Genomic DNA, 14,675 nt, shown 5'->3' with positions numbered 1-14,675 from the left:
ACTCAGGGCTGAGCCATGAACACGCGCTGATAGAGCCCGTTGGTCCAGCTCATGCCCTGAAGGAACAGCGTTGCATCGAAACGGGGTGCGCCATCGCGCAGGAAGGCATGCTGGCCATCGACCTCATGCCATTCCAGCGCCGTACCGGCCTGCTCGAGCGCATCGCGAATCTGGCGACGCCCCTCATAGGGCACATGCGGATCATGACGGCCCCATACCATCATGATCTCGCCGCGTATCTCGGCAGCGCGGGCCAGCGTACCATCATGGCGCTCGCCACCCAGCGTGCCGGTATGCAGATCGGTAGCATAGAAACAGGCTGTCGCTTCGATGTCCGGCAGCAGCGCTGCACGGAAGGCAAGGTGACCGCCCAGACAGACACCAAACGCACCAAAGCGCCCGCTGCACGCCTCATGCCCGCGCAACCATGCAACAAGCGCCACATTGTCACTGTCAAACTGTCCGATGGGCTTGGTGTATTTCAGGTCGTTCCCGCGATCTGTGCCCGGCTTGTCATAGGCCAGCACACAGCCGGGGGCCTCGTATTCGTGATAGACTTCCGGAACCGCTACCAGATAGCCCTGCCCTGCAATCATCGCGGCGAGGCGCTCGATAGGCGCGGTCACCTGATAGATTTCCGAGAACAGCAGAATGGCAGGGAAACGTCCCGCTCGTGTCGGACGGAAGAGCTGGACGCGCATCTCGCCCGTGGGTGTCTGGATATCGGCTGTTTCGTCGCTTCGGATCAGCATGGGGTTGCCCTCTCAGGATCTTATGGAGTCGTAAGCGCCACTGGCGAGTCTGTTTCGTGCATAGAACCTCATGCCCGCCAAGACCATGCCCGCAGCGTCAAAGCCTGACGGGTGATGCGACTCGTGTGCTGACTATGCAGATCAGCGGCCTGCCACGAGAAAACTTTGGATCGATCCATAATCAGGGGCGTATCGGAACAGGCGGGATCAGGCTTGTAAGATTTCTGCCCAATATGTGAACACGCAGCGACCTGATGACACGTTGACAGAAACCCCGTTAGCCCCGCGTGATCACGTCATGTCTGCGCTTTTTGCCATCTCCCTTGCCTCCGCCGCGATCCTCGCGATCGTCGTTCTCATTGCCTTCTTCAGGCTCAACCCGTTTATCGTGCTGTTTACGACGTCGCTGGCGCTTGCGCTTGCGGCGGGGATGCCAGCCGACAAGGTCGTGAAATCTTTCGAGGAGGGCGCAGGCCACGTGCTTGGCCATGTCGGCACGGTGATCGCGCTTGGCACGATGCTGGGCAAGATGCTGGCAGAGTCGGGCGGCGCGGACCGCATTGCCCTGACCATCTCCAACCGGGCCGGGCGCTCGCGCGTGGACTGGGCCATGATGATCATCGGTCTGCTGATCGGCCTACCGGTATTCTTCGAGGTCGGCTTCGTCCTGCTTATCCCCCTCGCCTTCGTGCTGGCTGCCCGCACCGATACACCGTTGCTGCGTGTTGCACTTCCCATGGGGGCCGCGCTGTCAGTCACCCATGCCATGATCCCGCCGCATCCGGCCACGCTGCTGGCGCTCTCGGCCTATCATGCCAATACGGGCCATACGATTTTCCTCGGTATCCTGATCGGCACGCCCATCGCCATCATCGCCGGCCCTCTCTTTGCCCGCTTCATAGCCCCCCGCGTTCCCCTGACCGAGGCCAACCCGCTGGCAGAGCAGTTCGTGAACCGCGAGCCGCCCAAGAACATGCCCGGCTTTGCCATCACCGTTTTCACCATCCTCTCCCCGGTGGTGCTCATGCTGGTGGCTTCGATTGCCGATCGTGTCTCGGCACCGGGAACGACGCTGAATACGGCCCTGCATTTCATCGGCAATACCGATATCGCCCTCGTGCTGGCCGTCATTCTTTCCTTTTACGTTCTGGGTCTCGCTCGCGGCTTCTCCCGCGAGACAATCCTGCGTTTCACCAATGAATGTCTTGGCCCGACCGCACTCATCATGCTGCTCGTTGGCGCAGGCGGCGGCTTTGGCCGCGAACTGGTCGATAGCGGTGTCTCGAAGGTCATCACCGACACAGCGCTTGACTTCAATGTGCCGATTCTCGTTCTGGGCTGGCTGCTGGCGGTCATCGTGCGTGTAGCCTGCGGCTCGGCAACGGTCGCCATGAGCACCGCCTCCAGCATCGCTGGCCCAATCCTGCTCAAGAGCCACGGCGTCTCACCCGAACTCATGGTTCTGGTCACGGGCGCAGGCTCGGTGGCTTTTGGCCCCATGAACGATGCCGGATTCTGGCAGATCAAGGAATATCTCGGCCTGACCGTGCCGCAGACCATCAAGACCTGGTGCGTCATCGAGACGCTGATCGCGTTCCTCGGCCTTGGTTTCTGCCTGCTGGCGTCGCTGTTCATATAAAAAAAGCGCGGGACATTGATCCCGCGCTTCTTGCTTCTGCGCCGACAGGCGCATCCTGTGAGAGCGTCAGAGCGTATCCAGAAAGGCCTCTGACGTCATAGGGCGGGAGAACATCGGGTAGGTGTACTGGATGGCTGCCTCATGCTGCGCTTGTGAAAGCGTGGCGGTGCAATCGGTCAGGGTCACCACATCATAGCCCAGTTCGTAAGCCGTGCGCATAGTGGACTCTACACAGCAATCGGTCAGGAAACCACCGAGCGCGACACGCGTGATCCCGTTATGCCGCAGCACAAAATCAAGATTGGTGCTGGCAAAACTGCACAAGCCACGCTTGCCTGAAATGACGATATCATCACTCTCAGGCAACAGCGCATCGATAATCCGAGCGCCCCATTCCCCTTTCTGGAAAGCCTGCGTCGCCTTGACGCCCGCCAGAATTCCGTAGGGCTCGCTGGCAAGCTCCGGATAGCCCTTTGCGAACTCGATGGGCACCCAGACAATCTTCACGCCCTTGGCACGCGCTGCTTTGACGAGAGCGATTGTGCGATCGATCATGCCTGTGCGGGCGATCTCGGCCTTCACGCCGTCATGCAGCGCTCCGCCCTCGGAGACGAAATCGTTCTGGAATTCGATCAGCACAAGGGCGGTCTGGCTCATGACTTGTTCTCCGCATAGGGGTTCTTGGTGCCCCTCAACTGCAAACGGATCGGCGTACCCGGCAAATGGAACGTTTCGCGCAGCCCGTTCACCAGATAGCGCTTATAGGCATCCGGCAGCAGCTCTGCGCGCGTACCGAACAGGATGAACGTCGGCGGGCGCGACTTGGCCTGCGTCATGTAGCGCAGCTTGAGACGACGCCCGTCAACCAGAGGCGGCTGATGACGTTCGAGCGCGGCCTCGAACCAGCGGTTGAGCTCGCCGGTCGTCACGCGGCTGTTCCAGACTTCATGAGCCCGACGAACAGCGGGTAGAAGCTTGTTTACCCCAGCACCCGTCAGGGCCGAGAAGGTAACCACCGGGATACCGCGCATCTGGGCCAGCGAGGTCTCGATACGGTCAGCAATCGCCTGACGCGTGGCCGCACGGTCCTCGACTGCATCCCACTTGTTCAGAGCGAGAACACAGGCGCGCCCTTCGCGCTCGATGAGACGGGCAATCTGCAGATCCTGCTCATGCACACCCAGCGTGGCATCGAGCGTCAGCACAACCACCTCGGCCATTTTCAGCGCCTCGATGGACGCCGAAACCGACATACGCTCCAGATCCTGCTCGATGCGCGCCTTGCGACGCAGCCCGGCCGTATCGACAAGCTGGATCGGCCCAACCTCGTCATGCAGCGACACCGAGATTGAGTCGCGCGTCAGACCCGGCTCCGGCCCGGTGATCATGCGCTCTTCACCCAGCAGGCAGTTCAGAAGCGTTGACTTACCGGCATTGGGGCGGCCCACAATGGCAAGACGCAGCGGGCCCGCTGGCCGTTCCTCGATCTCCTCGCCATCCTCGTCAAGCACCTTGGCACGCGAACGCGGCTTTTCACGCACACGCTCACCTTCGGGCAGGCGATCGGCAATTTCGCCCATCAAATGCGCAATACCCTCGCCGTGTTCGGCAGAGAGCGCCAGTGGCGTCCCGAGACCCAGAGAATAGGCCTCGAGCACTTCGTTACCAGCCGCCGCACCCTCTGCCTTGTTGGCGAGGAGCAGCACTTTCTTGTTCTGCTTGCGCAGCCAGGCAGCAAAATGCTTGTCGGCCGGCGTCACACCGGCGCGGGCATCGATGCAGAACAGCACGAGATCTGCCTGCGCCACGGCCGATTCCGAGGACGCGCGCATACGACCAAACAGTGTGTCCGGCGCAGCCTCTTCAAGACCTGCCGTATCGATCAGGCGCACCTTGCGCCCACGCAGCAACGCCTCTCCTTCCTTGCGATCGCGTGTCACGCCCGGCATGTCAGACACAATGGCCTGACGCCGCCCTACCAGCCGGTTGAAGAGAGTCGATTTACCGACATTGGGACGCCCGGCGATGACAACGAGCGGAGGAAAAGAAGAGTCAGTCACGGATCAACCATATGCATTCAGGTTACCATCGGTCGACAGCACAAGAACCTTGCCGTCGCAGATGATGGGTTCAACCAGGGTAGGTTTTTTTGTTTTCAGGGGTGCGTCAGCCTTGCCCGTGACCGCGTCGATCACCTGGAAGCCGTTTTCCTCGAGAGAGGAAACACACACAAGCTTTCCATCGGCCATGACGGGGCCAAACCACGTCACGGCATATTTCTGCTTGGTCTCGTTCTTGAAACGGCGCAGATCGTGAATCCAGCGCACATGGCCGGACAGACGATCAAGACAGGCAAGCTGCTGATCCGATGAGATCAGATACAGCCAGTCACCCACAATAAGCGGCGTATTCTGCCCGCTGGCCTCACGCTCCCAGAGGCGGCGGCCCGAGCGCATATCGATGGCGACCAGAACCTTGGAGAGCGAAACCGCATAGGCTGTGCCGTCCTTGACCACGGGTGCGCCACGCACACAGGCCAGATCAAGCATGGCGCCGCGACCGTTCGAGCCGCCAAGGCTGTCGCTCCAGACAAGCTCACCGGACTCCGCACGAAGCGCCACAAGGTCGCCACTGCCAAAACCGGCCACGACGACGCCGTTATATACCGCCGGGGCGGATTGCCCGAACATGACCGTATCGGCCTCGGTGGCCTGATAGGTCCAGATCTGCTCGCCCGTCTCGGCGTTCAGCGCAAAGAGCCGCTCATCGATCGTGCCGAAGAACAAGCGTCCATCGACGATGGTCGGTGCCGAACGCCCCGGCACAACCGTTTCAGCACGCCATTTGACCTTGCCGGTCTCGGCAGCCACCGCGATGACCTGCCCGACACCGTCGACGATATAGAGCGTGTCACCGGCAAGGCCCAGGCCGCCACCGATATCGCTCGAACGTGCCTTGTTGCCCTTGGGAATGAATGTCCAGAGCGGGCTCATGGCAGGCCAGTTCCAGGCTCTCACTGTCCCGACACCATCGCGGGTGTAGATGCGACCTGCGTCAATGACGGGTGGCGACTGGATGGCGCCGCGGCCATTGGGGCCAAGGGCTACGAAATGCAGAAAAGCAGGTTCGGAAATGCCGTGACCGATCGAACGCGACCAGGCGAGCTGCGGGCCGGCCCAGTTGGTGTTCAGCGAGAGATGGTCCGGCACGCGCCCGACCAGCGGCCACGCAGTGATGGGCTGGGCCGGGGGCAGAACGATCGGCGTATGGTCCTCTTCATCCACAACCAGACCTGCACCGGTCGACAGCACATCGTAGCGCTTGCCCGCAAGGATCTGCTTGGGGTCGTCCTTGAAGATGCCGCAACCACTCAGCATGGCCGTGGTGGCAAGGGTCGAACCGAGAAAGAAGCGTCGCCCCGGCTGGCGCGGAGATGTCTTGTTCGTCATGGGCATCAACCGGCTCCGCCGAAGGTTTGAAGTAGAATGGAAGCGCGCTGGCGAACACCGTCCGGCGCATCGGGTGACTGCGCGAGCCCCATGAGCAGGCTGCGCGCCTCGTCATGCTGCTTGGCTGTGGCATCCGCCCGCAAATCGAGCGCCGCAAGGCCTTCCTGGGCGAAGGCACGCCAGGGACCAGCGCTGGCGGCCAGCACCTCGAACCCCTTCCGGGTCTCGGTCGGGTTCGCGTCATCGATATGGCTGTTGAGCAGAAGCAGACGGGCCAGATCACGGAGCGAGGCATTCTCGTCCTTGTCGTCAATCACACCCTGCCAGGCCTTACGCGCGCCATCGACATCGCCAGCCTGAGCCCTGAGCTGGGCCAGCCTGATGGCCGCAAAGCCACGTGTAGCGCCGGGGGCCTTGCTGGCGAGGTCAGCCAGGACGGCCTGATTGGCCTTTTCGGACTGGCTGCTTGCGGCCGCATCGGGCTGGGGCGCCTGAAGCGCCTCCATAGCCGTATAATAGCGGCCCGAGGCCTCTGCCTGTGCCTGATGGTGGCGATGGATTTGCCATTGCCATCCGCCTACACCGATCAGTGCGACAAGCGCCACACCGACCGCAACACCTCCAAAACGCCGGGCGGTTGCGCGCATTTCAGCTGCACGCATCTCCGCCTGGGCCTGACTGAAAAACTCGTCTGCCACCGTGATCCTCTTGCGACACTATCGCCCCAACCATACAGACGCCTGCACCCTGCGGCAAATTGCTTTGTCATTGCAGACATGCATCGGACAAACTTCAGCCACAACCGCGCGTCAGAACAGCGTTTTACATTGAATCAGAAAGTCCTTCATGCGCCCAGATCCCGTTGCCCCACTGGCGAGACGACGCCTGCTTGTCGGCCTTCCCCTTCTCGGGATCGCCGCCCGATCAGCACTCTCCCACAAGGCCCTGGCTCAAGCGGCTCTGACCCAATCGGCCCCCGTTCTCTCTCCCGCAACCCATCAGGCCCTGTCCGACATCGCTACGCGCTACGAGAAGATCTCGGGCGGGCGCCTTGGCGTCCACATCTTCTGTCCCGAGAACGGTACAGCGCTCTCATGGCGAGGCGAAGAACGTTTTCGTATGTGCAGCAGCTTCAAGGCGTCGCTCGCCGCCTGTGTGCTTGCACGCTGCGACCGGGACGAGGACGATCTGACGCGACGCATCGCTTTCCGCGAGAGCGACTTCAAGGAGCCGTTCTGGGCCCCGGTGGCTAACCGGAACCGCGATGCCGGCAGTCTCAGCCTCGCGGCGCTCTGCGCCGGGGCGGTGACGATGAGCGATAATATCTGTGCCAACATGCTGCTGCGTCATATCGGCGGGCCAGCAGCCCTGACGCGCTTCTGGCGAGATAGCGGCGATGAAATCACCCGCCTCGACGCCTATGAGCCGGAGCTGAACCGCCCCTCTGCCAACCCAGATGACAACACGACCAGCCCCGTCGCGATGGCACGGACGCTGCATCGTCTGATCCATGGGACATTGCTTCATCCCAATTCTGCAGCACTGCTGCGCAGCTGGATGATCAACTGCACCACCGGTACTCAGAGACTGCGCGCCGGGCTGCCTGCGCATTGGGTGGTGGGCGACAAGACGGGAAATAACGGCAAGGATATTGCCGCCGACATCGCCTTCGCATCGCCGGACAAGAACGCCGGAAAGTCCGTCATCATCGCCACCTACACCGCGGGCGGCACGCCGGACGAGACACAGTTTCGCCGCGTCTTTCATGACATTGGCGCCCTCGCCCCGGCATTGCTGGGTTGAAACCTGCGCCGTTCAGAAGGGGCGGAACGAAAAAGGGGACGGGCTTGCACCCATCCCCTTCTACTCTAAGCCCGAACAGCGCGGGTCTTACTTCTTCGCGAGCTTCTTGCCAGCGGCCGTCAGTTCAGCCGAGATATGGCTGAAATTCGCAGCGATACGCTGCTGAACGCCTGTGCTGACGGCATGCACCTTTGCGATACGTTCGCGCGCATCCTCGCTGATGGCCTGCTCTTCTTTCTGTGACGCACTGGCAACACAGCTGTTATAGGCGCGCGCCTCTTTTTCATAAGCCTGGAACTTGTCCACGCTCGCATTGTAATGCGCGGTATCGGTCGCCGTGATGGAGGGGGCACTCGGCTCCTGACCGCATTTGGCACGAGGATCGGCCTTTGCGACAGTGGGGAGCGACCCGATTACAGTAACCGAGGCCAGAGCGATCGAGGCAAGAAGCGAAGGTAAAGCGATAGGTTTCATGATCGTGCGATCTGCTGATGTGAAGTGAAAGACGCTATTGCGCAGGAATTACGGCGCAAATCGGGCCAGACGACCGATTGGTGCCGAGGTAATTTCATCATCACGCATGACGATATGCCCACGCACGATCGTCCCGACAGGCCAGCCCGTGACCTGTTTGCCGTCGAAAGGCGTCCAGCCAACGGGGCTCGCAATCCAGTCGTTACGGATTTCGCGTCGGGCCTTCATGTCCACGAGCGTGAAATCAGCGTCGAACCCGACGGCCATGCGTCCCTTGGTCTGCAAGCCATAGATACGGGCCGGCCCCGTCGCCATCAGATCGACCAAACGCGGCAGAGACAGGCGACCTGCATTCACGTGATCGAGCATGACGGGCACAATCGTCTGAACACCGGTCAGACCGGCAGGGCATTGCGGCCAGGGCTTTTCCTTGGCCTCGCGCGGGTGCGGCGCATGATCTGACGACACGACATCCACTCGCCCGTCACGAAGGGCGGCCCAGCAGGCGTCATAATGGCGCTGGTCGCGAATAGGCGGGTTCATGACGGCATAGGCACCGAGCGTCTCGTAACATTCCGGTCCTACCTGCGTCAGGTGATTGACCAGAACCTCCACACTCACATGGGAACGATGGGCAGCAAGCCAGTCCAGTTCCTCAGCGGTCGAGGTATGCAGGATATGGACCGGTCGGCCCGTCTTGCGGGCAAGTGCCGTGATCCGTCGTGTGCCGAGAAAGGCACATTCTTCATCGCGCCAGATCATGTGGTTTACATGAGGCATTCCTGTCTCGAACAGGGGCTTGCGCGCTTGCAGGCGGTATTCATCCTCGGAATGAAAGGCCACGCGACGGTGCCCGCTACGCAACACAGCCTCGATGCCCTCATCATCCTCGATCATCAGATCGCCCGTGGATGACCCTGCAAAAACCTTGATGGCGCAAACGCCTTCCTCCTGCTCCAACGCGACCAGTTCAGGCGTATTGGCGCGGGTTGCCCCTACGTAAAGCCCCATATCGATCAGGGCGTTCTCCGCCACGGTCAGGCGCTTGTCGGCAATCGTGGCGGCGGAGGTGATGGAAGGCGACGTGTTGGGCATATCGAACACCATCGTCACGCCGCCAAGCGCCGCAGCGCGGGTGCCAGTTGCGATGGATTCGATTGCGGCATTGCCGGGGTCACGCAGATGCACATGCGCATCGATCAGGCCAGGCAGCACATGCAACCCGGTCGCATCGATCTCCTCCGCAGCGTCGTCCCGCGCCGTCACGGCCAGGCTCGCAATGCGCCCGTCTTTCACGCCCAGATCGGCCTTGGCCTCACCCCAGGGGAAGACGCAGATCCCGCCTCTGATGATCAGATCGTAATGCATGGGTTTCTCCTATTGCGGGTGATGGAAATCAGGGAAAGATCAGGCGGCGAGCGTGTCGAACACATCGCCATGGCAGGGGATTTGCTCAATATGAATCCGGTACCACAGGGCATAGAACAGCAACGCCCAGGCAGCATGACGCTCGCGCCGCCCCTCTGCGCGGTCGAAAATCCGACGAATGTCCTGCGCCTCCAGCACGCCCTTGAACGCTTGCGCCTTAGCCACCAAAGGCCCGAGACGGGCGGAACGGGCGCCAATCCACTGCCCGACCGGCACCGTGAACCCCTGCTTGGGCGCAAAAGGCGACGACCCAGGTACATTCTTCTCTACCCAGCGTCGTAACAGATATTTGCCGTGGCTGCCCTTCACCTTGAGATGATCGGGCAAGGACCAGGCCAGTGCGCTCATGACCGGATCGAGCAAGGGGGTCCTGCCCTCGATGGCATGGGCCATGAGGCAACGATCGAGCTTGACCAGCAGGTCATTCGGCAGCCATTCATCCAGATCGAGGCCCTGTACAGATCGCAGACGCGTCTGCTCAAAGGGTGGCGTGAAGTCCTTCTTCCACTGCCCCCCCGTAGGCAGACGGCAGAGCCCGTCCATAATGCCGCGCCGCCAGGGCAGACGCCCGCCCCGCCACCAGGGGCGCATGGCGCGGCGATAGCGGCCATAGCCGCCAAAGAGCTCATCACCCCCCTCACCGCTCAGTATGACGGTCACATCCTTGCGCGCCTCACGCGCCAGAAACCAGCTGGGGATTACGGCATAATCTGCCACCGGATCATCCAGGTAAGCCACGATTTCAGGCAGATGGCGCCAGACCGTGCTTTCGCTAATGGTCAGCACATGGTGCTCGGCGCCCAGCACACGGGCGGTCTCCGCCGCCTGCGCACTCTCATCGACCGAGCCGGTGTCGAAACGCGCGGTCCACGCCAGAGGCGCCCCGCGGCCAAGGCGCGTCATGGCCGCAAGAACCGCCGTGCTGTCTATGCCGCCAGAGAGAAACATGCCGAAAGGCACATCGGCCCGCTCATGCGCCTGCACACTATCCATAAGGGCATGATCGAGGCGTGAGAGCGCCATCTCCTCGCCCAAATCCCGGTTGATCGTGCCATGACGGGCGGGCAGTTTGCTGGCGTGATCCAGTGCGCCATTAACGAAACGCAGGGTTTCGCCGGGCAGGACGCGCTTGATGCCGGGATAGATCGTCTCACGCCCCGCAACGAACTGCACCTGAAGCAACTGGTCGCGGGCGGCGTCGCGCACGCCGCGCGTGACGAGCCCGGTTGCGAGTAATGCCTGCGCCTCAGAGGCAAAGATCACCCCCTGCTCGATCTCGGCGTAATAGAGCGGCTTGATACCGAACGGATCACGACTGAGAGCCATAACTGTATCTGGCCCAGTCTCGTCCAGCAGCGCTATGGCGTACATGCCGCGCAGCTCGAACGTATAGGCGGTATCGCAATCGGGCCAGAGAAACAGGGGCGATTCACAGTCGCTGCCCGTCTTGAATGGCGCATCGGCAAGCGTCGCGCGCAGGGCCGGATCGTTGTAGATCTCGCCATTGGCAACCAGCGCAATCGGCCCCTGAATTAGAGGTTGCGCGCCCCCTTCCAGGTCGACAATCGAAAGACGGCGATGAACAAGCGCCGCTGATCCTGTCTCATGGAATCCCTCGCCATCAGGACCGCGGTGACGCAGCGCCTGAGCCATGATCTGAAGGATTGCCGGGTCAGGCGCATACCCGGGACGACATGCCACGCCAGCGATACCACACATGGCCTAACGCTCCCCGCTATGCCGCGAGGCCAGCGCATGCAGGAAATCATCCCAACGCGCCAGCACGACCGGGGCGGCAAACTCGCGTTCAAAACGTGCCCTGCCATTGACGCATAGCGATGCCGCCAGCGCAGGCGTTTCAAGTATCGTAGCAATTTCCCGCGCAAAGGCCTCGGGATCTTCGGTGGGCGCAAGCAGCCCGTCCTGCGTTCCGGCCAGAACCTCCTCCGGCCCCTGTATCGCGCTCGCCACGACAGGACGCGCCGCCGATAGCGCCTCGATCACCACATTGCCCAGAGGTTCGATTCGCGACGGACAAACCAGCAGGTCGCACGCCTTCAGCCAAGGGCCGCTGTCCTGCACCCAGCCGGGCATATGCACGCGGTCAGACACGCCCTCACCACGCGCAAGACCGGTAAGGGCTTCGCGCTCCGGCCCCTCACCCGCAATGACGAGATGGACGCCGGGTAACCGCTTCATGGCGCGTATCAGAATATCGAAGGCCTTGTTGCGATGCAGCCTGCCCAGAGCCAGAATGAACGGTCGCCCCTCTGGCACGCAATCGGGGCGCTGTGGCTTCACATGGGCCAGATCATTGGCGAAATTGGGCAGATAATGCACCCGCCCTGCATCCCAGCCCTGGGCGACCATCCATCGTGTCAGCCCGTGGGTATTGCCCACGAGGTCGGAGCATTTCCGGTAATTGGCAAGGTCGTAATAGCCGCCCAGCCTTCCCGCGACAGGCCACGGCCCTGCCGGCATCATACGGGCGGCGCGGCTCATCCAGGCGATGGTTACGTCAGGCTGAAACCGTGTGAGGGAGCGACGCAGGCGCCAGGGCGTCAGCAGATCGAGCCGCCCACCGAAACGCATGGCCTCAGTGGTGACGTGTCGAGCACCCAGCCGCGCTTCGCGCGCAGGATCACGACGAAGGATCGCCCTGACATCATGACCGGCCTCATGCTGGGCCATGCACAGGCGTTCATAGAAAAGTTCGGCACCGCCACTACGCGCACCCGCCATGACGTGAGCGATGCGCAGAGGGGTGAAATGTCGCTCCGACAGGCTCATATCGCTCTCCCGCCCGCGCATCGCCTGACTGACAGACGCCGATCCTGCACCCGCACCAATCGTCTCAACCGTCATGATGCGCCTCTCCCTCTCCCGCCAGCAGGGTCTCGATTTCGGCCAGAACGGTCGCGACAGCCAGCCCAGCGATTGGGGCCTTGCCCTCCGGGCCGGGTGCCGCCACGAAATGTGCCTTCCTGCCCGTCGGCGCATATTCCGAGGCGCGACTGGGGCCGAAGAGACCAAGTGTTGGCGTACCGGCCGCCGCCGATAGATGCATCAGCCCCGAATCATTGCCGACAAACAGGGCGCAGCGGCGCAGCAAGGCACCTACGAGGCCGAGGCTCCCTTCTCCGCCAAGATCAATGGCGCCTCTCCCCTTTTCTAGGCCGGATGCCGCAAGCGCCTCGATGACAGGTTGTGCGAGTGCCTTCTCTGCCTCGCCGGGGCCATAGAAAATGACAGGGGTCAGCCCTCGTGCCTGCATGGCCCGACCGACCTCGATGAAGTGCGGGGCGGGCCAGATCTTGCCTTCCCAGTTGGCGGTCGGCGCGAGGGCGCAATAACGCCTTGTCGCCGGCAGAATTTCGGCAGCAAGATCCACCTGTTCCGGACGACACCAGATTTCGGGCATGAGCGTCTTCCTGCCCCGAAACAACGCTGCCAGATGGCCGATACGCGCGCCCGGCCGACGGCCACCGCGCAGGATACGGCGATGCAATGTCGGCAGGAAAAGCGAGACGCCCGAACCGCGCAGATCGACAATCCGGGTCCAGAACGTGCCCACACAGCCCCACCACAGGCCAAGCCAATGCAGGTCGTAGCGCTTCTTGCTGACCACGATCACCCGATCGACCGAGGGGCACGGCTCGAAATAGCTCGCTGCGACAGGCCCGCAGGCCACGGTGATGCGGGCATCCGGGTGAAGGCGGCGCAGTTCGGCCAGCACACCGGAGGAGATGACGGCATCACCCAGACGGTTGGCCGTGATGAACAAGATGCGTTTCATTGCAGCCAGATCGGCTCTTTCAATCCCGCTATGAAGGCTTCATGAGCCGCTTTCGTCGCCTCATCCGGCGGGGACATGGGTCGGGGTCTGCGATCGGGGTTGCCGCGATAGGTGGCAACTCCACCGCCACTCCCTGATACCGCGAGACCCAGCCCGCGCTGGCGACCGCCCATCAGCTCCAGATAGACCTCGGAAAGCAGCTTGCAGTCGAGCAGCGCATTATGGGTTGTACGTGCTGACAGATCGATGTCATGACGACGACACAACGCATCAAGCGAGTTGGGCAGACCGGGATAGCGTTTCTTGGCCATCTCGAGTGTATCGATCATACGCGCACGATCGAGGGGCGCCTTGCCGCATGCCTTGAGTTCGGCATTGATGAAGCCGAAATCGAACGGCGCGTTGTGGGCAATCATCTCATCATTGCCGATGAAGGCCAGAAAACCGTCCACAATTTCGGCAAATTTCGGTTTGTCGAGCAGGTCGTCGAGCGTGAAGCCATGCACACGGCTGGCCTCGGGCGGCACGTCACGCTCGGGGTTGATCAGCACATGGAACGCCTCCCCGGTCGGGAGATCGTCAATCAGTTCGAGCGCTGCGATTTCGATCACGCGATCGCCGGTCGCCGGGTCGAGCCCTGTGGTTTCCGTATCGAAAAGGATGGACCTTTTCATGCTGCGTTCTCCAGGGTTCTCATCATGCGTTTCATCTGCTGCGCGGTATGGCCGCGCGAGAGGCCATTACGCAACAGCAGATCGGCGCGCCGATTGCGTTCGTTATCGCTCATCTGACGTGACAGCAATGCACGCGCCTGGGCCTCGCTCATTGAGCGTCGGCGCATGATCCGATGCAGGCGCACAGGCAACGGCGCCGTCACCACAACGACCCGATCGCAGTCACGATCGGCTCCGGTTTCAAAAAGAAGCGGAATATCCAGCACACAAAACCGCATTCCGCGCCGGCGCATCTGCCGCAGGAAATCCTGCCTCGCCCTGCGAACGAGCGGGTGGATAATCGCCTCGAGGGCTGCAATGCGCTCCGGATGCCCGATGACGGTCTGGCGCAAGGCTGCGCGATCGACCGCCCCTTCTTTCACCGTTTCCGGCCAGAGCCAGGCAAGGGCCGGAACGGCCGCGCCATTTTTCGCCTGAAGGGCGTGGACAGCGCGATCCGCATCGAAAACCGGCCATCCAGCCCTACGAAGAAATCGCGCGACCGTGCTCTTGCCTGCTCCCATACCGCCCGTCAGGCCGATCACGACGGTACCTGCACGTTGAGGCCGCCAGTCCTTGCGAGGGCGAACAACCCCGATGCGCGCTTTCGAATTCAATACG

The 14,675-nt window shown here is 62.0% G+C and carries 14 protein-coding genes; 2 read left to right on the top strand and 12 right to left on the bottom strand.

Translation table 11 applies throughout. The annotated features are described in order from the left end of the window. Positions 1-2 precede the first annotated feature (2 nt). Positions 3-752, bottom strand: coding sequence for a dienelactone hydrolase family protein (locus F3J08_RS02330; RefSeq protein ID WP_166928262.1), 750 nt, complete (start codon positions 750-752; stop codon positions 3-5). 298 nt (positions 753-1,050) lie between these two features. Here F3J08_RS02330 and F3J08_RS02325 point away from each other — a divergent pair, with 298 nt between their 5' ends. Then, the gene (locus tag F3J08_RS02325; protein WP_166928261.1) at positions 1,051-2,391 is read left to right on the top strand and encodes a gluconate:H+ symporter; all 1,341 of its coding nucleotides are present in this window, start codon (positions 1,051-1,053) and stop codon (positions 2,389-2,391) included. Between the two features lie 66 nt (positions 2,392-2,457). Here F3J08_RS02325 and F3J08_RS02320 read toward each other — a convergent pair whose 3' ends face one another. The 4 genes from F3J08_RS02320 to F3J08_RS02305 are packed head-to-tail and all read right to left on the bottom strand — an operon-like array spanning position 2,458 to position 6,538. Beyond that, complete coding sequence (locus F3J08_RS02320; RefSeq protein WP_166928260.1) at positions 2,458-3,048, bottom strand: isochorismatase family cysteine hydrolase; 591 nt, start codon at positions 3,046-3,048, stop codon at positions 2,458-2,460. Further along, positions 3,045-4,451, bottom strand: coding sequence for a ribosome biogenesis GTPase Der (der, locus tag F3J08_RS02315; protein ID WP_166928259.1), 1,407 nt, complete (start codon positions 4,449-4,451; stop codon positions 3,045-3,047). Before der ends, F3J08_RS02320 begins: the two co-directional genes overlap by 4 nt. 3 nt (positions 4,452-4,454) lie before the next feature. Further along, positions 4,455-5,840 carry a PQQ-binding-like beta-propeller repeat protein gene (locus F3J08_RS02310; RefSeq protein WP_240149065.1) on the bottom strand — a complete coding sequence of 462 codons (1,386 nt, stop codon included), beginning with the start codon at positions 5,838-5,840 and terminating at the stop codon, positions 4,455-4,457. A 5-nt stretch (positions 5,841-5,845) separates the two neighbouring features. Further along, positions 5,846-6,538 carry a tetratricopeptide repeat protein gene (locus F3J08_RS02305; protein ID WP_166928257.1) on the bottom strand — a complete coding sequence of 231 codons (693 nt, stop codon included), beginning with the start codon at positions 6,536-6,538 and terminating at the stop codon, positions 5,846-5,848. A 148-nt stretch (positions 6,539-6,686) separates the two neighbouring features. Here F3J08_RS02305 and bla point away from each other — a divergent pair, with 148 nt between their 5' ends. Next, positions 6,687-7,643, top strand: coding sequence for a class A beta-lactamase (gene bla / locus F3J08_RS02300; protein ID WP_240149064.1), 957 nt, complete (start codon positions 6,687-6,689; stop codon positions 7,641-7,643). Between the two features lie 87 nt (positions 7,644-7,730). On the opposite strand, the gene F3J08_RS02295 is transcribed toward bla, so the two are convergent. From F3J08_RS02295 to coaE, 7 genes are read right to left on the bottom strand one after another with little or no spacing between them, the layout of a single operon-like run. Continuing rightward, positions 7,731-8,117 carry a hypothetical protein gene (locus F3J08_RS02295; RefSeq protein ID WP_122039992.1) on the bottom strand — a complete coding sequence of 129 codons (387 nt, stop codon included), beginning with the start codon at positions 8,115-8,117 and terminating at the stop codon, positions 7,731-7,733. Positions 8,118-8,165: 48 nt separating this feature from the next. Continuing rightward, positions 8,166-9,485, bottom strand: a complete 1,320-nt coding sequence (locus tag F3J08_RS02290; RefSeq protein ID WP_166928256.1) for a dihydroorotase — start codon at positions 9,483-9,485, stop codon at positions 8,166-8,168. Between the two features lie 39 nt (positions 9,486-9,524). Beyond that, entirely contained in the window at positions 9,525-11,264 is a 1,740-nt protein-coding gene (asnB, locus tag F3J08_RS02285; protein WP_166928255.1) for an asparagine synthase (glutamine-hydrolyzing), read from the bottom strand. Between the two features lie 3 nt (positions 11,265-11,267). Then, complete coding sequence (locus tag F3J08_RS02280; protein WP_370458653.1) at positions 11,268-12,356, bottom strand: glycosyltransferase; 1,089 nt, start codon at positions 12,354-12,356, stop codon at positions 11,268-11,270. Positions 12,357-12,399: 43 nt separating this feature from the next. After that, the gene (locus F3J08_RS02275; protein ID WP_166928254.1) at positions 12,400-13,341 is read right to left on the bottom strand and encodes a glycosyltransferase family 9 protein; all 942 of its coding nucleotides are present in this window, start codon (positions 13,339-13,341) and stop codon (positions 12,400-12,402) included. Further along, complete coding sequence (dnaQ, locus tag F3J08_RS02270) at positions 13,338-14,015, bottom strand: DNA polymerase III subunit epsilon (protein WP_166928253.1); 678 nt, start codon at positions 14,013-14,015, stop codon at positions 13,338-13,340. The genes F3J08_RS02275 and dnaQ overlap by 4 nt, the downstream gene beginning before the upstream one ends. Continuing rightward, positions 14,012-14,599 (bottom strand): dephospho-CoA kinase, encoded by a 588-nt coding sequence (coaE, locus tag F3J08_RS02265; RefSeq protein ID WP_166928327.1) that lies wholly within the window; start codon positions 14,597-14,599, stop codon positions 14,012-14,014. The genes dnaQ and coaE overlap by 4 nt, the downstream gene beginning before the upstream one ends. Between the last annotated feature and the right edge of the window lie 76 nt (positions 14,600-14,675).

Origin of the sequence: Asaia sp. As-1742 (assembly GCF_011753235.1) — a bacterium.
Lineage (GTDB): Bacteria > Pseudomonadota > Alphaproteobacteria > Acetobacterales > Acetobacteraceae > Asaia > Asaia bogorensis_B.
Note: the sequence above shows the minus strand (reverse complement) of the source record. Positions and strands in the feature narration are given on the sequence as shown.

What these genes read in the sequence shown, in the direction of transcription:
- F3J08_RS02330 (WP_166928262.1), bottom strand. Translation starts at nt 752, where the DNA reads ATGCTGATCCGAAGCGACGAAACAGCCGATATCCAGACACCCACGGGC.
- F3J08_RS02325 (WP_166928261.1), top strand. Translation starts at nt 1,051, where the DNA reads ATGTCTGCGCTTTTTGCCATCTCCCTTGCCTCCGCCGCGATCCTCGCG.
- F3J08_RS02320 (WP_166928260.1), bottom strand. Translation starts at nt 3,048, where the DNA reads ATGAGCCAGACCGCCCTTGTGCTGATCGAATTCCAGAACGATTTCGTC.
- F3J08_RS02310 (WP_240149065.1), bottom strand. Translation starts at nt 5,840, where the DNA reads ATGACGAACAAGACATCTCCGCGCCAGCCGGGGCGACGCTTCTTTCTC.
- bla (WP_240149064.1), top strand. Translation starts at nt 6,687, where the DNA reads ATGCGCCCAGATCCCGTTGCCCCACTGGCGAGACGACGCCTGCTTGTC.
- F3J08_RS02295 (WP_122039992.1), bottom strand. Translation starts at nt 8,117, where the DNA reads ATGAAACCTATCGCTTTACCTTCGCTTCTTGCCTCGATCGCTCTGGCC.
- F3J08_RS02290 (WP_166928256.1), bottom strand. Translation starts at nt 9,485, where the DNA reads ATGCATTACGATCTGATCATCAGAGGCGGGATCTGCGTCTTCCCCTGG.
- asnB (WP_166928255.1), bottom strand. Translation starts at nt 11,264, where the DNA reads ATGTGTGGTATCGCTGGCGTGGCATGTCGTCCCGGGTATGCGCCTGAC.
- F3J08_RS02280 (WP_370458653.1), bottom strand. Translation starts at nt 12,356, where the DNA reads ATGCGCGGGCGGGAGAGCGATATGAGCCTGTCGGAGCGACATTTCACC.
- F3J08_RS02275 (WP_166928254.1), bottom strand. Translation starts at nt 13,341, where the DNA reads ATGAAACGCATCTTGTTCATCACGGCCAACCGTCTGGGTGATGCCGTC.
- dnaQ (WP_166928253.1), bottom strand. Translation starts at nt 14,015, where the DNA reads ATGAAAAGGTCCATCCTTTTCGATACGGAAACCACAGGGCTCGACCCG.